Origin of the sequence: Alkalihalobacillus deserti (genome assembly GCF_020734105.1) — a bacterium.
Classification (GTDB): domain Bacteria; phylum Bacillota; class Bacilli; order Bacillales; family Bacillaceae_D; genus Halalkalibacter; species Halalkalibacter deserti.
In genome coordinates this window covers 626,317-645,253 of sequence record NZ_JAJAFR010000001.1, presented here as the reverse complement: position 1 = coordinate 645,253, position 18,937 = coordinate 626,317, and the positions used below count along the sequence as shown (strand labels likewise).

General features: G+C 37.0%; 14 protein-coding genes and 1 pseudogene. 2 read left to right on the top strand and 13 right to left on the bottom strand.

Annotation, left to right across the window (positions count from 1 at the left end; translation table 11 throughout):
• Positions 1-144 precede the first annotated feature (144 nt).
• From brnQ to LDX58_RS03135, 5 genes are all read right to left on the bottom strand, one after another.
• The gene (gene brnQ, locus LDX58_RS03155) at positions 145-1,455 is read right to left on the bottom strand and encodes a branched-chain amino acid transport system II carrier protein (protein WP_227935379.1); all 1,311 of its coding nucleotides are present in this window, start codon (positions 1,453-1,455) and stop codon (positions 145-147) included.
• Positions 1,456-1,930: 475 nt separating this feature from the next.
• The gene (locus LDX58_RS03150; protein ID WP_227935378.1) at positions 1,931-2,932 is read right to left on the bottom strand and encodes an LLM class flavin-dependent oxidoreductase; all 1,002 of its coding nucleotides are present in this window, start codon (positions 2,930-2,932) and stop codon (positions 1,931-1,933) included.
• 205 nt (positions 2,933-3,137) lie between these two features.
• Entirely contained in the window at positions 3,138-3,824 is a 687-nt protein-coding gene (locus tag LDX58_RS03145; RefSeq protein WP_227935377.1) for a MerR family transcriptional regulator, read from the bottom strand.
• Between the two features lie 432 nt (positions 3,825-4,256).
• A complete protein-coding gene (locus LDX58_RS03140) occupies positions 4,257-4,463 on the bottom strand; it encodes a hypothetical protein (RefSeq protein ID WP_227935376.1) in 207 nt (68 codons plus the stop codon).
• A 79-nt stretch (positions 4,464-4,542) separates the two neighbouring features.
• On the bottom strand, positions 4,543-5,166 hold the full coding sequence (locus tag LDX58_RS03135; RefSeq protein WP_227935375.1) for a histidine phosphatase family protein: 624 nt from the start codon (positions 5,164-5,166) through the stop codon (positions 4,543-4,545).
• A gap of 639 nt (positions 5,167-5,805) precedes the next feature.
• Here LDX58_RS03135 and LDX58_RS03130 point away from each other — a divergent pair.
• Entirely contained in the window at positions 5,806-6,369 is a 564-nt protein-coding gene (locus LDX58_RS03130; RefSeq protein ID WP_227935374.1) for a hypothetical protein, read from the top strand.
• 678 nt (positions 6,370-7,047) lie between these two features.
• Here the strand turns inward: LDX58_RS03130 and LDX58_RS03125 are convergent.
• The 7 genes and pseudogenes from LDX58_RS03125 to lipP1 all read right to left on the bottom strand — a co-directional run bounded on the left by LDX58_RS03125 (position 7,048) and on the right by lipP1 (position 17,638).
• Complete coding sequence (locus LDX58_RS03125) at positions 7,048-8,550, bottom strand: ATP-binding protein (RefSeq protein WP_227935373.1); 1,503 nt, start codon at positions 8,548-8,550, stop codon at positions 7,048-7,050.
• 382 nt (positions 8,551-8,932) lie between these two features.
• Complete coding sequence (locus tag LDX58_RS03120; protein WP_372459080.1) at positions 8,933-9,604, bottom strand: spore coat protein; 672 nt, start codon at positions 9,602-9,604, stop codon at positions 8,933-8,935.
• Between the two features lie 336 nt (positions 9,605-9,940).
• On the bottom strand, positions 9,941-11,485 hold the full coding sequence (locus LDX58_RS26355; RefSeq protein WP_308017434.1) for a bifunctional diguanylate cyclase/phosphodiesterase: 1,545 nt from the start codon (positions 11,483-11,485) through the stop codon (positions 9,941-9,943).
• A gap of 401 nt (positions 11,486-11,886) precedes the next feature.
• On the bottom strand, positions 11,887-13,635 hold the full coding sequence (locus tag LDX58_RS03110; RefSeq protein WP_227935372.1) for a methyl-accepting chemotaxis protein: 1,749 nt from the start codon (positions 13,633-13,635) through the stop codon (positions 11,887-11,889).
• Positions 13,636-14,552: 917 nt separating this feature from the next.
• Positions 14,553-14,720 (bottom strand): annotated as a pseudogene (locus tag LDX58_RS03105) (carbon starvation induced protein CsiD); the annotation flags it as partial.
• 225 nt (positions 14,721-14,945) lie between these two features.
• Positions 14,946-16,580, bottom strand: a complete 1,635-nt coding sequence (locus tag LDX58_RS03100) for a flavin-containing monooxygenase (protein ID WP_227935371.1) — start codon at positions 16,578-16,580, stop codon at positions 14,946-14,948.
• Positions 16,581-16,711: 131 nt separating this feature from the next.
• Complete coding sequence (gene lipP1 / locus LDX58_RS03095) at positions 16,712-17,638, bottom strand: LipP1 family hormone-sensitive lipase (protein WP_227935370.1); 927 nt, start codon at positions 17,636-17,638, stop codon at positions 16,712-16,714.
• Between the two features lie 142 nt (positions 17,639-17,780).
• On the opposite strand from lipP1, the gene LDX58_RS03090 reads away from it, so the two are divergent.
• Positions 17,781-18,476, top strand: a complete 696-nt coding sequence (locus tag LDX58_RS03090; protein ID WP_227935369.1) for a response regulator transcription factor — start codon at positions 17,781-17,783, stop codon at positions 18,474-18,476.
• A gap of 160 nt (positions 18,477-18,636) precedes the next feature.
• On the opposite strand, the gene LDX58_RS03085 is transcribed toward LDX58_RS03090, so the two are convergent.
• A complete protein-coding gene (locus tag LDX58_RS03085) occupies positions 18,637-18,891 on the bottom strand; it encodes a DUF3006 domain-containing protein (RefSeq protein WP_227935368.1) in 255 nt (84 codons plus the stop codon).
• Between the last annotated feature and the right edge of the window lie 46 nt (positions 18,892-18,937).

Genomic DNA, 18,937 nt, shown 5'->3' with positions numbered 1-18,937 from the left:
TGCTTTGTTTTAGAGTGGGTTTCTCAATCCGCAGACGCGCAACGTGTGGAGCCATTGCTGCTTCCTCGAATCTGCTTCAGTGGCCTCCTTAATCGGAAGCTAGGCCACCCTATTACGGACATCCCTCTTTCTCTATCATCATTATTACAGATTTACTGAAAGATCTTCCTCTTTCTGTTTTGTAACCTGTTTATGAATGATCGTTCCTACTATAAACCCAACTATCGCTGGTAGAAGCCATGCGAATCCATCAGCACTTAACGGAATCATCGAAATTACTTTCAGCGCACCAGGAATCTCCAGCCCAATGACACCTAACGTTTCCGTTAAACTCACGATAAATGTTAACAGAATCGCACCTCGATAAGAGCCCGCATTCGGAATAAATGCACGACATACACCAAGCAATACTAATACAATCGCAACAGGATACAGTGCTAAAAAGATCGGCATTGCATAGTTAATAATTTTTCCTACACCAAGCGATCCTATTGCAACTCCTGTTAAACAAACGATAAATATCCAACTACGATAACTTAATCTGCTTTTCGTAAGGCTACTCAAAAACTCCGCGATCACCGCAACGACACCAATCGCTGAAGTCAAACAAGCTAAACCTACTGTGATCGCTAATGCGAGCACCCCGAAGTTTCCTAATATAATATTAACGATCTCTGAAACAAGCGCTGTGTCGCTAATACCTGGAGGAACCTGTGCATTCCCAGCTGCTCCAAGATAGAGCAAGCCTCCATAAACAACTAATAAACCAAGACCCGCTATGAGCGTACCTGAGATAGCAATTTTTTTCACTTGCGCCCCTTTATACCCCATACTAGCGATCGCAGCGATAAAAATAGGGGCAACAAAGATCCCTGTAATCACATCACCTGTCTGATAGGCATTAATAAAGGCATTCGAAAAAGAGTTTTCAATATCTGTTGCAACCGGTGTTCCAATCGGTACCAAAATACCTTTTCCTACAATTAATAATAGAATAATAACTAAAAGCGGCGTAAGGAACTTCCCAATCTTGTCGATGACATTTGACTTGTCCATCGCAAAATAAAAGCAGATAGCAAAAAAGATGATGATCGTAACAACAGATGGAACCCCCGGAAACAGTTGACTGACTCCTAATTCGTGAGTCGTTGCCGCCATTCTCGGAACGGTAACCAACATACCAATCCCAACCATTAGAGCTAAATTAAAAACAATATGAAACCAAGAACTAATAGGTTTCGTTAATTCTTCAAATTTCCCACCAGCATTTAAAATTGCATAAACAGCTAACAACGGAAGCACAATCCCCGTCATTGAAAAACCAATTAATGCAGCAACCCAATCCGTTCCAGCATTCAATCCAATGGAAGGAGGAAAAATTAAATTACCCGCCCCGAAAAATAGCGCAAATAAGGCAAAACCAATAACCAGTGTGTTTAATGTCGTTTTATTCATTACATAATTCACATCCATTTTCAAAATTTCAAAACTGTTACCGCTTACATTTCTATAGTTTCTCAGCTCCCTTTTTCGTTCACAGTTATTAATGCAATTTTTGTGCCAAATTTCTACTTAAACCTATATTTCCTTCTACACTCATACTATTTTTCTATTAATATCGATCTTTTAAACGATTTTTATTAACACAAAATATTTTATTCTTAATAAATCATGAAGTAGAGAGAATTTCCAGCTTCACCGTAAAAGTTTAATTTGCTTTTGATATACAGTACCTAACTTTAGCTTAAAGTGAATGGATAAATTTAAACAGCAAAGAGCATTGGATTTTTATTATCCAATGCTCTTTTACTTTTATTGTCTTTAAAAGGAGAAATGCTCCTCTTCTTTTCACGTATTTGTTTACAACAAAACGATTAAACTCGGGTTATGACAGGCGCAGTAGACAGGATTTTCTTCTTACATTCTTACCCTAATTCCCATCAACCACTTCTTTTAATAGTTCATAAGAACGTTTTTGTTTATTAGGATCATACATATAAGATACCGCCATTATTTCATTAACGTTATATTTCGCTTGAAAACTCGTCAGCTGTTCTCGTATCGAATCTTTACTTCCTAACAGAGTCCCACTAGACATCGAAGTAGCCATTGCTTTTTCGCGCTGATTCCAAATATCATCCATGTTTTCAACAGGAGGACTTAACGGCGTCTGAGAACCTCGAACCACATTAAGGAAAAATTGCTGCATCGTTGTCGATTCAAATTGGGCCTCTTCATCACTTTCAGCTGCAATCACATTTAAACATACTATCATATGTGGAGAGTCCAAGTATTCAGATGGCTGGAATCTTTTACGATAAATCGAAATAGCTTCTTCCATATACCTTGGTGCAAAGTGTGAAGCAAATACATATGGTAAGCCTAATTTAGCGGCTAAATAAGCTGAATCCGTCGAAGATCCAAGGATATAAACCGGTACATTCGTGCCAACACCTGGGTATGCTTTGACATTACTTTGAAGCTTTTCGGGCCCAAAATACGTAAGCAATGCGTTGACATCCTCAGGAAATGTATAGACAGAATCATTTTGCGATCGTCTTAATGCATTTGCCGTTATCATATCTGTACCAGGCGCCCGACCAAGACCTAAGTCTAGACGATTCGGATAAATCGTTGCCATCGTTCCAAATTGTTCGGCTATTACCAAAGGTGCATGGTTTGGTAGCATAATTCCACCAGACCCAACACGGATATGGTCTGTGTGTTCTAACGTATGTTTAATTAACATCGAAGTTGCTGAACTTACTAGTGTCGGCGTATTATGATGCTCAGCAATCCAATAACGTGTATAGCCCATCTTCTCAGTCGCTTGCGCTAAATCGACCATAGAATCAATGGCTTCTTTAGGACCCTGTCCTTTGCGAATAGGGGCCAGATTTAAGACAGATACAGGTATTTGTATATTTGACATTTACATTTGTCCTTTCTTGACGAAGTTACAACATTAATAGTAACAAGTTAAACTCAGGAATCAAAATTAAATGCCTCTAGAATTTATACCCGCGATAAGTTGGGCTATTGATCTTTTAAAAGCCCTACCATGAGTAGGTTTCTCATAGTAGGGCGATCAGCACGCAAGCCAGCGTTAGCTAATTAAAGCGTTTTCAACATATTTTTCAAGAAAAATCGATGGAACTATCTTTTTTCGTTTTGAAAATCTTTAGCCAATTGGGAAACCGTTGTTTTTGTTTTGCAGCAGCTGATTCTCTAAAAGATAAAATAAATTCTTGGAATTGTTCTTCTCTTTCTTCAAGCTTTTGTTGAATAAATAATTTCTCTTCTTCTTCCCGATAAAAGTCTTGTCTTATTCGTATTAATTCTTCTTGTGTGTTGTCTGCTGTGTCTATAATCATATTGGAATATGATTGAATAAGAGATGTCGTTTTACTATGCCCTACATTCATTTCTGTTTTTAATTCCTCTTTGATATCTTGAATGAATTCTTCCTTAAGTCTGACGAAGGAGTCGGTTAGATTTTGCATTGTTTCGGTCGTTTCATTTTGTAAGGATAAAAGCATCTCTACATATTCTCGAGATTGGTCGCTTTGACCTTCTTGCTTAATCTCAGTATTGACATCAATAATAAAGTTCACGTTTTCCTCGCTAATATTATGATCCTTCAGTATTTTAATTTTTTTTAAAGTCTCTATTTCATAATCCTTGTACAGTCTTGCTCCTGTTTTTGTTCTTTGCACGTAAAGAGCATTCGGAAACAAGTCTTCCCATTCTCTAAGTTTCCCTACTGGTATTTTTAAACTTTTTGAAACCTCCTTGATTGTATACTTCTTTTGTCCATTCACCATATGCTCACCCCTTATATTCATTTAATAATTAAATGGTAAGGTACATATTTGATACGACTATAGTCGTTTTCCTCCCACACGACAAAAGTTCTAATAATAAGCCGTTATTCGGCAAATGGGTCCAAATTCCTTATATTCAAAGAGAATTTATCAATATTAAAAACCAGGTAAATTAGAAGAGATCGCAAATGTAACTAATTGCACGAGAATTATTTTATTTGCACGAATTTGACTAATAATTGCACGAGTTTTTAATTAATTTCACTAAAGTCATTAATAATTGCACAAGATCTCAAATATATGCACAAAAAAAATATTACCACTAAACTTGGTAAGCTCAACTAAAACAACGCATCAATAAGTATCGATGCGTTGTTTTCTCGGATGTTTTTAATATGGATCTGATAGATGAAACATTTTGTTAATAAGCATTTAATTAATTTCTACCCAATCAGAAAAAGAACCACTACCATTACAACCATTACAAACATAATAATAACTCATTGTATATTGTTCAATTCCTAACATGTTAACACCATTACCTTGACACTCCGGACATGTACCCTCTAATTTGCAGAATGCAATTCTTTTCTTATTTCTCTTTTCAACCAATCGACTAAAATAATGTAAAAAACCCATTTATTCCCTCACCTCAGCATTATTTTTCCTGAAAACTGAGAAATTATTCGAGATGAATCGACCTTTTTAGTAATCTATCTTAAAACTGAGAGGTACCTGGCATTAATTCGAGCAAGCTTGTCATTTCCGCTAAAGATACTTGAGTCACCACTTCATAACCATTCCCCTGCCCACGAGGTTTCACGACAACAGTTCCCATATCTGGAATTTGACCAAAACCAACCCCTCTTGGTAAACTGTGAGCGATAATAACCTTATTATATCCTGGTGGTGGTAAAATTTCTAAATCTGATTGGAGATCGTTTAATATCCTTTCCTGTTTCTCTGCGCTCATATTAACGCTCAACTTATACAATTCAACCAAAAAAGGGTCGATATGAACATAATCGACTCCAAAAGCCAACGCAGCAGTTTCTCTAGTTCTGCAAAAGGGACTGGCGAGCACCGGGTACATAACAGGAATGCGCAAACGGCTAAGTACCTCCCCGTAAGTTACTGCTTGGCTTCTTCCAACCTCGGAAAGATTTCTTTGGCTGAGGCAATTATGGAAGTTGAGAAAAGGTTGGTCTTCTCCCACATTTGCTTCTGCGTGCCTAGCATATAGAATTAATCCTCCTGCTTGAAGTAGAGCCAGTAACGTTCGGTTAATTGTAGCTGCTTGTTGCGAGAGGTTCTGAGCTATTCCTATATTATGATGGTTCATCACTTAATCTCTCCTTACCGTTTTATGTCTAATCACATTATTTGTCACCGATATAAAAAATGGTTGCCACCTACATTACTTCATTAAAAATGCTCTTTTACCGTTAGCAGTTTCTTTTCTTCATCACATGTGTACTTCTTAAACGTATATTCTAAATACATGTTATTTGTTACATTTCCTGTCACAATCGCTTACAACTTTTAAATTACTTGATATGATGATTTTATAACAAGCCGTTCACTATATTAGGAGGTCGTACACATGTCAAATACATTGAAAAACCCAGGAATCCTAACTTTAATAGTTCTTACGTTCAAAGTCTTTTATCAAAAAAGTAGATAGTAATAAAGATAAAATCCTAAACAAAAAAAGATAGGAACACCCTTTGGGTTCCTATCTTTTTATTATCTAAATCCTTCAATCTCTAAATCTCTAACTGGTGAAAAAAGTTCTTCTCTGTTTAAAAAGGTTCCGTTTACGTTACCACCTTCCTGCAAGTAAATCACCAACTGATTTGTTTCTAATGACACGAGAAAGTGGTGGGTGATTCCGATACTTCTTTATAAACTCTAACAACATATGGTGAAACCATTTTGTCAGTGAGTCAGTCTTATATAGAAAGAAAGGTGGTGAACATTGGTGAAAAAGCTTAAATATTTGATTCTGAGCGTGCTTGCCATAAGCTTTTTAATTTCCTTTTTTCCTTCAACGAGCTTTGCTTGCTCGTGTGTTGCACCTCCTCCTGTGGAAGAGTTATTAGGTGGAGAAACTGCTATTTTTTCGGGAATTATAAGGAAGGTGACGGTGGAAGATAAACCTAGTCCAATTCAATCTTCAGCGGATCAGCTTGCTGTTTTAGTTGAAGTTAACCAGACATGGAAAGGGATAGTGGATTCAGACGTTATCGTATATACCGCTAGAAGTTCAGCTAGTTGTGGATTTGAATTTCAAGTTAACAGTGAGTATCTAATTTATGCCCATGAGAGTGCTGATGGTTTTGAGGTATCACTTTGTTCAAGAACAGCATTGGTAGCAGATGCTCAAGATGATTTATACGTACTCGGTGAAGGTCAAACTCCATCTGTACAGCAAGACTTTGAAGTGGAAGCAGAAATAAAGGGTAGCTTTGGTTATCTACTATCGATATTTGTAGCGATTGCGATAATTGGTAGTCTATTTTTTATTAAAAGAAGAAAAAAATGATTAGGTGCCCTACTTATGTTGGGTAGCCGAGAATACAGCAGTAACATAAACAAGTTTCGTGTGATTGTTTAAGTAGGGTACAATCAATTGTAATCTCCAATGCTTTTTCTATAACAAAGTTTATTTGCTTTAACTTTTGTTCTCAAGATTTTATCACGCTAATGTTTCTACAATGTACGTTTCTACACGCTTTCCTTTTCAAAATTTTTGCTGATATTTTGCCTACTTCATTACTATCTTTTCAACTAACGTACGGCCCCCACTTGGAAATAATCCCCTTAATGTTTTTATCCAAGAATAACCTCCATATGGTTTTAAATGAAGGAAATGGAAATGAGGGAACATACAATACCCATGATGCAGCTCTTGTGATCATGGAGGAATACTATTAAACTGTTTCCCCTTTAAAATCCCAAAGCATACGTACATCTCCTGGTCCATCAAAACTAGTTACTTTATCACGTGATTCTATCTGAAATTGAGCATCTACTGTAAATTGAGAGACCTTCGAATTAAACCTTTTCGAGGTCCAAGTTCGCCTTTACTTCTGTTTCAAGGTTTTCAAATCTTTATTTTGACACCTATTCTCGTCTTTTTATAATACATAGTATCTATTCTAACTGAATAAAATGCCTGTCCCTCAGTACTTTAAAACACTGGCGAACAGGCACTTTTATTTTAATTGTTTGCTAATGGAATACTTATTTCAACTTCCGTACCCTCATTAGGTATACTTTTAATATTGATCTTTCCAGCAAATGAATGAATAATGCGTCTACAAACGACTAATCCCAATCCGGTACCACTTTTCTTCATTGTAAAAAAAGGATTAAATACTTGCTTCAGTACTTCTTCTGGCATACCACTTCCATTGTCGATCACTTTAATCATACATTTTTCATCATATTTTACTAATGAAATGATAACTTCTCCATCAGTACTTACTGCATCTAATGAGTTTTTGATTAAATTAAGAATGACTTGCTTAAGGTGGTCCGCTACACATGAAATAGGGAGTTCATAAGAAGAGTAACGAATAGATAAACGTACACTACTATAATTGGCTTCTGATTCAATAATAGGCTCAATTTCTTTTATGATATCATTGGCATTGTATGTTTTTAACGTATGCGCTGTTGGTTTTCCTAGGAGTAATAATTCACTAACGATCGAATTAATTCGATTTACTTCAGCTAGAATAATTTGGAAATATAGCTGATCTTTCTTATCCTTATACTTTTCACTTAACAGCTGTATGAGTCCTTTAATTCCAGTTAGTGGGTTTCTAATTTCATGAGCTGTACTAGCTGCAAGATTTTCTACCAATTCTAGTTTTTGTCTTTCGTTTTGTTCTAGCTCAAGTTTCACTCGATGTTTTAGTAAATAGTACTGAAAAAGTAAAAAGAAAATATGAGTCAAAATAAGAAACAGCCCTAAACTCATCAAAAATGCTCGTTCGTATATATAACTTTCTTCAGGTGTTACATAAGCACTAACCGTCCAAGGTACACTTTCCACTTTAACTAAATAGCTAAATAATTGATCTTCAAGAAAAGAAGAATTTGATTCTATTAATAGTTGTCCTGTGTTATCTGAAACAACTATAATTTCATCTTTTATTTTACTTTGAACAACTTCTTCTATCATATCTACTCTTAAACTCCCCAGTAATACGCCTTTAACTTCCTCATTTTGAAAAACAGGGACAGCAATTGTAATAACAAACCGTCCAGTGACTCGACCCAAGTGTACCGGTGAAATGGTACGATTCCCTGTTTCAATCGCTTTTTGGAAGTATTCACGGTCCGATACATTTATTGGCGTGGGAGAATGATTCGTTCCTATTACTAAATCACCTTCTGGATTGGCCCAATAAAAACCAGAGAATCGAATATCTTTTGCATGAGTTCTCATAAGAATTTCTTTCACATTATATAAGTCATTGGGGTTGATATTAATTAAAGTAGCTAACATATCTAGCCGGCTACTGGTCTCGCCAATAAACCTTTCAATATCATTGGCGTGAAGCTGAGCGTAGTCTCGGGCTTCACTTAAATAGTTACTATCATGCTCCTGAATTTTTTGTTGAGCTATAAAGTGACTAATCGTCATAGATGGTATCAAAGTTATCATCAAATATAGGAGCACACTTTTTTTTGACTTGACGATATGATTAAGCAAGATAAACTTTCCCCTTTTTTCTCTATTCTGAATTATTATACCATCAAATCAGATCAGAATGGTAGGGAATAAGTATTTTAAATTAAGGAATACAATTATAATAAAAGAGATACGCGCAGCCTAAGATATGAAGCTGAAATGTACGATTGTGGTGTGACATTATTTCAGTTTTTTTCTTTTTGTTGACCTCCTTTACATGCCTTAGTAAAATCAATTTTCCATATTTACTAATCACTTTCTAATTTCGATGTACTTGAAGACATAAATGGCAACACAATATTTCTTGAAAGCTGAGAATCAATTATCTTCAAAATGTGCTTTTAAACACATAAAAGCGGCAGTCCTATTGAAAAATCGGACTGCCACTTTCATTTTTAACGAGTTATTGCATTGGCTTATACATTTGACTTGGTGTTGGCATTGTTGGTTGGCCTGTGATTGGAGCAAAACCTTGTACCATTGAATTCATATCCTGCTGAGAAAGTTGCGGTACTTGATATTGGTGTTGCTTGTTTTGATACAAGAAAATCTCATACGCCATCTCAACAAAATTCGGAACACTGTCCACAAGAACACGTCGTACCACTGGGTTTGTTACTTCAAGCGAGGTCATTGTTAATAATGATGCAGTTGACTTTATTAACCCAAGCATATGCCCAGCAATCCCCTGATCGTTAATGTCCTCAATTGATTGATTCGGTTTTTTCGGTTGAGAAGGCTTAATACCGAATGTAACTGTGTTACTTTCGTTCATCATATACTTCTTCGTGTGATGGGAGGGCTCTGTCCCTGTCTGGAAAGCTTCACACGTAATATTGTAATTATCAAGAATAAATGAATACTGACGATCTATCATATTCATCAGTTCAGGCCCTTTTACAAACACACGGAACATCATATATTGATCTAACACATTAATCATGCCTGACAGTACCTCATGTAGATCAAAAACTTCGTGACCTCCATGATTCATTTGATTAGGAATTTGATTCGATTGTGGCATTTGAAACTGCCCGCCAAATGGTTGTTGAGAAGAAGTATATTGATTTTGCATCATGTTTAATGCCCCCCAAAAGTAATTGTGTCGTACGGCATTTAGTATGAGCAAAAACCCTTTTCTTTTTCCGTGTTTTTTTCTGGAAATTCAATTGATGTATGGTATTTTCACTATGCGCCATACTATGAATCGACCTTCTTTAAATTAAAAAAGTACAGAGTGTTTTTGAGTAAAGAATATATAAAAGAAAATTGACCGCTAATGCTTTTAAAGTACTTCAGTCAGTCTAGTTGCGTCTTACATCAGAATCATTCGTAGCCTTAAACAAATTAGTCTGAAATAACTTGATAGTCGTTTACTATTTTGGGAATTTCCTCAACCTTTAGTGGTTTACTAAAAAAAACCTTGGCCTAAGTGAAATTGTTGATCTTTTAGGTAAGTAACTTGTATAAGGTTTTCGATTCCTTCTGCAAGAACAGTAAAGTTTAGATTTTTACCCATATTAATAATTGTATTGACGATTACCTCTGAGTCGATATCTAGATCATTAATAAAAGATTTATCAATCTTTAATGTATTAATAGGAAGTTTCTTTAAATAACTTAACGAAGAATTCCCTGTTCCAAAATCATCAATAGAAATTCTTATACCCATAGATTTCAGTTCAGCTAATGTTTTTAATGATTCGTCTATGCTTAAAATGGTCCCTTCCGTTACTTCCAGTTCGAGATAATTGGGTTTTAGCTTTGTTTCTGTTAAGACTTGTTGGAGGTCTTCAAGAAACAGTTCGTTTCTAAATTGAATGGGTGACACACTAACAGCTATTCGCTCTAAGTCGAGCCCTTCATCTAACCATTTTCTCATTTGTGAGCAAGCAGTGTACAACACCCAATTGCCAACTGAAATAATATGGCCCAGTTGTTCTAAGATGGGAATGAATTCAACTGGGGATATATTACCAAGGGCAGGGTTTGACCAGCGCATTAATACTTCCATTCCAACTATTTTAGAATTATTCAAACTTACTAATGGTTGGTAAACGACGAAAAATTGATTCTGTTCGATCGCTTTTGGTATCTCTTGTTCAAGCTGATAATATCGCTCCAATTCGAGATTTTGGTTATTGGTGTTAAAACAATATGTATTGCCGCCTTTCTGCTTCACATGGTACATCGCTATATCGGCTTGTTTCATTAATGTATCAATAAACCCCTTGTAATTGTCTTGGTCACCATCCAATGTATCCATGCTAATTCCTATGCTTGTAGAGATGATAATTTGTTCCTTATTAATAGAAAAAGGCAAATTAAGCTGCTTATTAATTTTTTCAACAAAGGTTACAACATCTTGTTTACTTGTAATATGATTGAGAACGACGATAAATTCGTCTCCTCCTTGACGCGAAATAAAATCAGTTTTCCGAAGGCAATTTTTTAGCCGTTGACTCACTTCTTTTAATAATAAATCACCAATATCATGGCCTAAATTATCATTAACCGATTTAAACCGATCTAAATCTAGAAAGAGTACAGCTAATTTATCATTACTGTTTTTTTCGTATAATTGTTTTTCTATCCAGTGACTTAAATAGTTTCGATTAGGTAAAGATGTGAGCGTATCATGAAACGCCATTAATTTTATCTCTTCTTCCATTTGTTTACGAGCCGTAATATCATGACGAATAGAGATATATTGATACGGTTTTCCTTTATCATTTAAGAAAGGCACAATCGTCGTATCAACCCAGTAAAATGAACCATCCTTTGCTTTGTTTCTGAATTCTCCTCGCCATACTTCCCCCTCCGCAATCGTTTTCCATAATTCTTTGAAAAACTTCTTACTATGGTAAGCAGAGTTAATAATACGATGATCATTTCCTACTAATTCATCACAGCTATACTGAGATGCTTCACAGAATTTTTTATTTACAAATTGAATGACTCCTTTATGATCTGTAATTGCTACGATCGAAGCCTCATTTAAAGCGGTTTTAATATCTTTTAGTTTTTTTTAGATATAGTCTAATTCCGTTTGTTCACACATGCATTTCATCCTCTTTTATTGATTTGCCTATATTATACTGAAAACTTTTTAACTATAGTGTGATATAGGTCACATATATTATATTGGAAAAAGTTGAACGATCAACGGCATTTGTTATCCCGTAGCAAACACAATGAAAAAAGGGAACGAGGTCATTAATACCCCGTTTCCCTTTTGGGGATTTTTACCAGTGTGAATATTTCAATGATATTATTTTCGCAACGCTAATATGCCTGCCTGGGATGAATTCAGTTATTTCGAATTTGGCTTTTAGCAAAGTTTTTGTATTGCAGAGCCTACAGTCTGAATCTTTTCACTGATTCCCGAAGCTCTTCAGCCATATTGGAAAGGATTGTCGCAGTTGCAGCAATCTCCTCCATTGATGCATTTTGTTCTTCTGCTGAAGCTGCCACACTTTGAGAATAGCCTGCTGAATTTTCTGCTAGATTAGACGACTCCTCAATTGCCGTTACCATCGATTGAGATTGCATGGTAATTTGTACAATGCCATCTGAAATTTCGTGAAGTTGAGTCGTCACCTCACTAACCGAGTGAGTAATATCTACAAATTCATTTCCAGCTCGGTCAACAAATGTAATTCCATCTCGAACGGCGTGTTTCCCCTCATCCATTGTAACAACAGATTGTTGAATATCCTTTTGGATATCACCGACCAAATGGTTAATTTCACTTGCCGAATGACTAGCTTGCTCGGCTAATTTCCGTACTTCATCTGCAACAACGGCAAAACCCTTCCCATGTTCTCCAGCTCTTGCTGCTTCTATTGCTGCATTTAATGCAAGAAGATTTGTTTGTTTAGCAACACTCGTAATCAATGAGACAATATTTCCAATTTGAGTTGATTTACTGCCTAATTGATTAACAACTTCTGAAATATCATTGGTTTTAGTATGAATGACATTCATTTGTTTAATAGTCTGTTGAATAACCTCTTGACCACTTTCTGATTTTTGCTTCGTTAGCGACGCAACATCGTTAACGGACTGAATACTGCTAGAAATTTGCTCAATCCCATTCGATATCGCAGAAGCTGACTCCATAGCATTCCTCGCGCTGGTCATTTGATTATCCGCAGAAGAGGCAACAAACTGAATCGATTCCGATATTTCATCCGTTGCTTTACTTGTTTCATCCGCACTTGCAGTTAACTGCTCAGAAGATGAAGCCACATGCTCAGATGATTCAGAAACTTTTCCAATCATTTCTCTTAATACTGTTACCATATTATTAATATTATTCCCTAACAAGCCAATTTCACCTTTTTGGTTGAGACTGATCTTATCAATTTTTAAGTTTCCTTTCGCAATTTCATCTACTTGTCTACTGACAACTGCAAGGGGATCTGAAATATGCTTTGCAAAAAGGAAGATAATAACAATTCCAATCGTCAAAGAAACAAGTAATACAAGGACAACCGTTTTCAAGATACTATTTGCATCCGAATTAAAATCTTGCATGTAAGATCCACCACTAACAACCCAGCCCCAGTTTGGATCTAGTTGATTGTATGAAATTTTATCAGCTATTGTATTCGGGTCGTTGGGTAACGGCCATTTATAATAGGTAAAACCACCACCAGCTTGAGCAGTCTCTATTATATCCTGTGTGAAATATTCGTTGTCTTTATCTAAAGTGTCCCAAGTATTTTTCCCTTCTATATTGGGATGAGCCATTAGTGTACCGCTTTCATCTAAAATAATAATATACCCGTTCTCACCTAAGTTAATATTTTTATTAATTGGACGGGTACCCGCTGCTTGCTTCGGACCTAATATCATAGTCCTTACTTCTTCTTGTGCCTCTTCTAATGAAAGATGACCCTTTTCAACTTCCTTATTCATTATGTCAATCAGTTCAATCGTCATATTTACGCTATTTTGTAACCTGATTTCCCCTGCATTATCCAAACTGTTTGCTGATGTCTGGTAACTAATTATTCCTATAGAAACGCTAGGGATAACTAATAATAATAACGTGGTTATAATTAGTTTAGTTCTTATTTTTAAATTTTTAAGGTTAAACATGTTAATTATACTCTCCCTTGAAAACACTTGTTATTTATCTCACTTTTGAAGCTTCCCCTGAAAAAAAGATGTTTCGTTCGTCCAATTCTTTCTCGGTCAACTCTATAAACGAATTCATCTCCCGCATTTACTTCTGTCTAATCTATTAACAACTGATGTTTATAAGTAGTATTTCATAGTAATTAAGACCTAAAACTATAATACAATAGGAAATGACCATATTCAATAGACTCTGAAAACTATTGTTAAAGAAATCGGGCGACCAAGTACTTTGAAAGATTGGTAGGCACTGCTAACCTATTTCCATTCCCGTCCCTAACCTCCAATACATCAGCCTACTCGTCCTAGTATTTCGGAGCTATCCTTCAACCTCAATTGACTTTCGGTCCACAAACTAACTGTCTACACTTAAAGGTGCCGGTTACCCGACACTCTCCAAGACTCGCTACGAGTAGGTGGCTAGCTCTTTCTCGACGGGAATCACACCCGCTATATATGCCGACCTAAGCTTGGCCGCACGGACAGGCACTTCAATCTTTTAATAAGTGATAATCTGCCTAATGTTCCGTACACAAATACATTGAATGTTCTATTGATATTAACAACTATTCTTGATAGTTCAAGTATTGAATTTGAAGCTACATCATTGTTTAACTCTGTAATCTTTCGTCAAAGTATTAAGACTTGAAGCTGAAGCTCATTTCACCTACAAAAAGGAAAATCTATAAAGATTGCCATAATGATTGACAAAACGCGTCAACTTAGCAAAATAGCTAAAGGGAAAAAATAAACATATTTGGAAGAAATTCAAAAAACCCCTAGTTAAGAACCTAACAACAAGATTCAAGTAAAAGTAAAAAAAGCTGAAGAGAATCATATATCTCAACAGCCTGAATATACTTTATTTTATTTCGTTATCATTCAGCAAAACGTCCACGTTGACGAAGAAGCTCACGATTTAATTCCGGGTGTTTCTCAAAAGCTGCTCGACCATGTAACCAGAATAAATTATTAAGCCCAACCAAATCACCAACTAGCAATTTAAGTTCTACTACACTTTCATCATTTTCCATTGATTCAGATAAAGTTTATTGGATTATTAACTGCATTAAACATAAATATGCCGATTGTCCGAAGCATTGACACTGTTAATTGGGAAGAACTCTTGGTATAACCTTTTGCAATTCCTTTAAACTATGTAGATCTTAAATAAAAATAAAGAAGGTCCCTAACTAGGAACCTTCCAACTTACCATTTTGTCTGTTTTAAAAAATCTTTTTATTTATCTTTACCAATCATATGAACGCTTATTATTTCACCGTCTTCGAAGAGGCCTCCAAAGTAAATCCCTCATACCCTTTAGCCGCTATTTCACTGCACTTCTCTCGGTATGGGCCAACACCTCCAAGATAGATTAAGAATCGACGCGGTTTACCTGGTACATTGGCACCCATGTACCAAGAATCTGTCTTTGTAAACAGGGTAGCTTCAGCTACCTCTCGACAATGTTTACTCCAGTCTTCTTCTGATTCAACTTTTGCATCAATGGTTTCTACACCATTTTCACGAAGGTAATCAATGCAATCTGCAATCCATTCGACATGCTGCTCAATTGATACAGGCATATTGCTTAGGACAGAAGGGCTTTCTGGACCGGTAATCATGAACATGTTTGGGAATCCAGCAGTTGCAATCCCTAGATACGTTCTTGTCTGCTCGCCTTCCTCCCACTTTTCCTTGAGCGTTACTCCATCTTTACCGCGAATATCCATCTTAAACAAAGCTCCCGTCATGGCATCATAACCGGTTGCAAAAACGATTGCATCTAGGTCATACTCTCCTTCCGTTGTTTTTATACCCTTTGGCGTGATCTCAACGATCGGTGCTGTTTTTACATCGACCAAGCTGACGTTCTCACGGTTAAATGTCTCATAATAATTCGTGTCGATAATTGGCCGTTTTGTGCCATAGTAATATGTTGGCATCAGCTTTTTGGCAACCTCAGGATTATGAACGGTCTCGCTGATTTTGGAGCGCACGAACTCGGCTGCCGTATGATTGGCGTCTTCGTTTATAGTCAGATCAGAATAGGTTTCAGAGAAAAATCCAACTCCCCCTTTAGCCCAGGCTTCTTCATACACCCTCTCCCGCTCTTCTTGAGTATCTGCTAAGGCTGAAGGATTCGCTGGTTTCGTCGGTATGCCACCTGCGGATTCACGCATTTGTTGCTTTATTTCGCTGAAATTTTCTTTCGCTTGACGGACATACTCTGAATCATACGGATGATTTCCTGCTGGAACACTGTACTGCGGCGTCCGCTGAAAGACAGTGAGATGCCCTGCTTCTTTCGCAATGACTGGGATGGCTTGAACTGCGGTTGAGCCAGTACCGATAATCCCAACACGTTTACCCGCAAAGTTTACTTTTTCGTGCGGCCAGTGCCCCGTATGGAACCACTCTCCCTTAAAACTGTCTAAGCCCTTAAATTTAGGGATACTGGCCGCGGATAAGCAGCCAACACCAGTAATAAAGTACTTAGCTGATACAACAGCGCCATCATCCGTTTCGATCTGCCACCTATTTAAATCTTCATCATAACGTGCAGTCGTAACCCGCGTTTTAAACTGAATGCCAGAGCGAAGATCGAACTTATCGGCCACAAAATTAAGGTACTGGAGAATTTCTGGTTGCTCAGGGTATCTAGAAGACCAAGACCATTCATTATAAAGCTCTTCAGAGAACGTGTAGTTGTAATAAATACTTTCCGAGTCACACCGAGCCCCCGGATAACGATTCCAATACCAGACTCCGCCAACACCATCGGCCGCTTCATAGACACGTGTCTGTAAACCAGCCTCCCGTAAGCGATGAAGCATATACAACCCTGAGAACCCTGCCCCGATAACGACTGCATCTAACTCCATTACTTCATTTTTCCGAGCCATTTATAGCTGCCTCCTTCATTCTCATATCTCCATTACTACTCTCTGACGTATATGAATTTTTTAAAAGGTCCTCATTAAAGGTACAAGCATTGTTGTAAACCCTTACATTTCATTATTCGATAAAACTTCTTCTATTCAATTCCACTTAAAAATTGGGTAATATTAGAAATCGATCCTTTTATACGGTCAGGAAATACAGCCATATTCGTAAAATAACCGTGGACTAATCCTGTCTCACTACTCGTTTCAACCTTTACCCCAGCTTCCTTAAGACGCTTTGCATATGCCACCCCTTCATCTCGAAGTACATCACATTCAGCAGTGATCACAAAAGCAGGAGGCAAATTACTTAAGTCATCTGCTACTAATGGAGCAACATATTTATTTCTCGTATCCTCGCTGCTGTTAATATAATAATCTCCAAACCAAATCATCAGGTCCCTATCTAAACCAAATCCCTTTTGAAATTCCTGGTATGAACCAGTGTCATAACTCAAACTAGTTACTGGATAAATCAATACCTGTGCCGCGATAGCTGGACCATTTTGATCTCTAGACATTAATGCTACTGCAGCAGAAAGGTTTCCTCCTGCACTATCCCCACCAATCGCTATATTGGAATCGCTTCCATTTATTGATGCAGCATTTTCACTTACCCACTTTAATGCTGCATAGGAGTCATTTAAAGGAACTGGGAACTTATATTCAGGAGCCAGTCGATAATCTACTGAAACGACTACTCTACCAGTTTTATTAGCGATCATTCGGCAGCTTGCATCTGCTGTTTCAAGATCACCTATAACCCAGCCTCCCCCGTGGTAATAGACAAAAAGAGGAAAAGGACCTTCTCCTTCTGGTGTGTATATCCTAACTTTGATTTCCACATCCTTGACAGGAATCAATCGATCCTCAACCTTTGCAAGTGGTGCCAGTTCTACCTCCACAGGAGGAGCTAAAGCAAACAAATCTCGAACAGCTTGCGCTTCCATTTTGTGAAGTTCCGGTAATTGGTTGAATCCCTCCAAATAAGCTTTTGCTTGCGGGTCTAAATTAGGCATTGAATTCATCCTTTCGATCCTATTTTTAGAGTTTTTCTTAATTAATCTATTCTAAGAGGCCTATCTAAAGGATATAATTTTCTGTATAATAAGAACATTCCCAATTTTTATGGTACCACTACCCCAAAAAGGAGATGATTTATTGCCGTCTCAGTTTACCATTCAGGAAAGCATACGAAAAATAGAAACTGCTTCTAGTCATGAAGAGCAATTGTATATGGTTCTCGAAGTATATATGGACCTATTCCCCGTTAAGGATTCTCATTTATTACGGTACTCCCCTTTAGGATATCTTGGAGAAGGGATTGTTGCCTTTACAACCTCTGGATTTACTCAGATTAGAGATTTAAGGGATGATATCAGGTCATTGCCGATCATTTACAAAGCGATACGTGAAAGAAAAGCTAAGTTTTGTTCAGGAATTGAGCATTTTATTAACGTGAGCAGCAAATATATCTTGCCATCTCCAATTAATTGCTTGCTTGTTGTTCCCATATGCTTCGGTTCCGTTACGATTGGCTATATTTGTACATCAGAGTTTGAAAAGGGAACTTTAATCGATCAGCATGTTCTTCCTTCTTATACTTTGTATGGAAAACTCGTTGGAAAAGCATTGGAGAACTTCCATAGTTCAGAAGACCCCGTGTTTTTGAGCAAAAGAGAAATGGAAGTAATGAGGAGAATCTCGTGGGGAGAAAGCACAAAGATCATGGCTGTATCAATGGCAATTGGGGAAGCAACTGTAAAACAATACGTCAAATCGGCAATTAACAAACTTAACGCACAAAATCGGACACAAGCTGTAGCAGAACTATTTCGACGAGGTCTTTTAGCTTAAGTTATAATGTAAGCGCTTTATTAAATGGTTTCATTCCACAACCGATCGCAAAACTCAGCTACTACTTTCTAAATAACTAGCTAGATGATTTTTTATCGACTAATTAAAAGTAATCCGTTTAACCCTCTTCATATTTTAGGAAGAACCTAGTCCCTCAGGACTAGGTTCTTCTATTGGAGCGTTGTCGCAGTATTTCCATTTTCGTTTTAATCCGCTTCTTTGTTTGATTTGTTTCCTTTTCGTCTGCCTCAATAGATACTAACTCATCCCCATTGAATTCGACTTTTACCCATGATCCTTCAGTTACGCTATCTGGTAATTTCGAGGAAGAAATCACTTTCTCAACCTCTTGATCCCCCACTAATAATACCGCATGTTTTCCGTCCACTATCCGATCTACAACAGCTTTTACCACTCTCACTCAACTCCCGCTACGTTAAGTTAATACATCCAGCTTCCAT

What these genes read in the sequence shown, in the direction of transcription:
- LDX58_RS03135 (WP_227935375.1), bottom strand. Translation starts at nt 5,166, where the DNA reads ATGAACCATCATAATATAGGAATAGCTCAGAACCTCTCGCAACAAGCA.
- LDX58_RS03140 (WP_227935376.1), bottom strand. Translation starts at nt 4,463, where the DNA reads ATGGGTTTTTTACATTATTTTAGTCGATTGGTTGAAAAGAGAAATAAG.
- LDX58_RS03145 (WP_227935377.1), bottom strand. Translation starts at nt 3,824, where the DNA reads ATGGTGAATGGACAAAAGAAGTATACAATCAAGGAGGTTTCAAAAAGT.
- lipP1 (WP_227935370.1), bottom strand. Translation starts at nt 17,638, where the DNA reads ATGCCTAATTTAGACCCGCAAGCAAAAGCTTATTTGGAGGGATTCAAC.
- LDX58_RS03120 (WP_372459080.1), bottom strand. Translation starts at nt 9,604, where the DNA reads ATGCAAAATCAATATACTTCTTCTCAACAACCATTTGGCGGGCAGTTT.
- LDX58_RS03110 (WP_227935372.1), bottom strand. Translation starts at nt 13,635, where the DNA reads ATGTTTAACCTTAAAAATTTAAAAATAAGAACTAAACTAATTATAACC.
- brnQ (WP_227935379.1), bottom strand. Translation starts at nt 1,455, where the DNA reads ATGAATAAAACGACATTAAACACACTGGTTATTGGTTTTGCCTTATTT.
- LDX58_RS03150 (WP_227935378.1), bottom strand. Translation starts at nt 2,932, where the DNA reads ATGTCAAATATACAAATACCTGTATCTGTCTTAAATCTGGCCCCTATT.
- LDX58_RS03100 (WP_227935371.1), bottom strand. Translation starts at nt 16,580, where the DNA reads ATGGCTCGGAAAAATGAAGTAATGGAGTTAGATGCAGTCGTTATCGGG.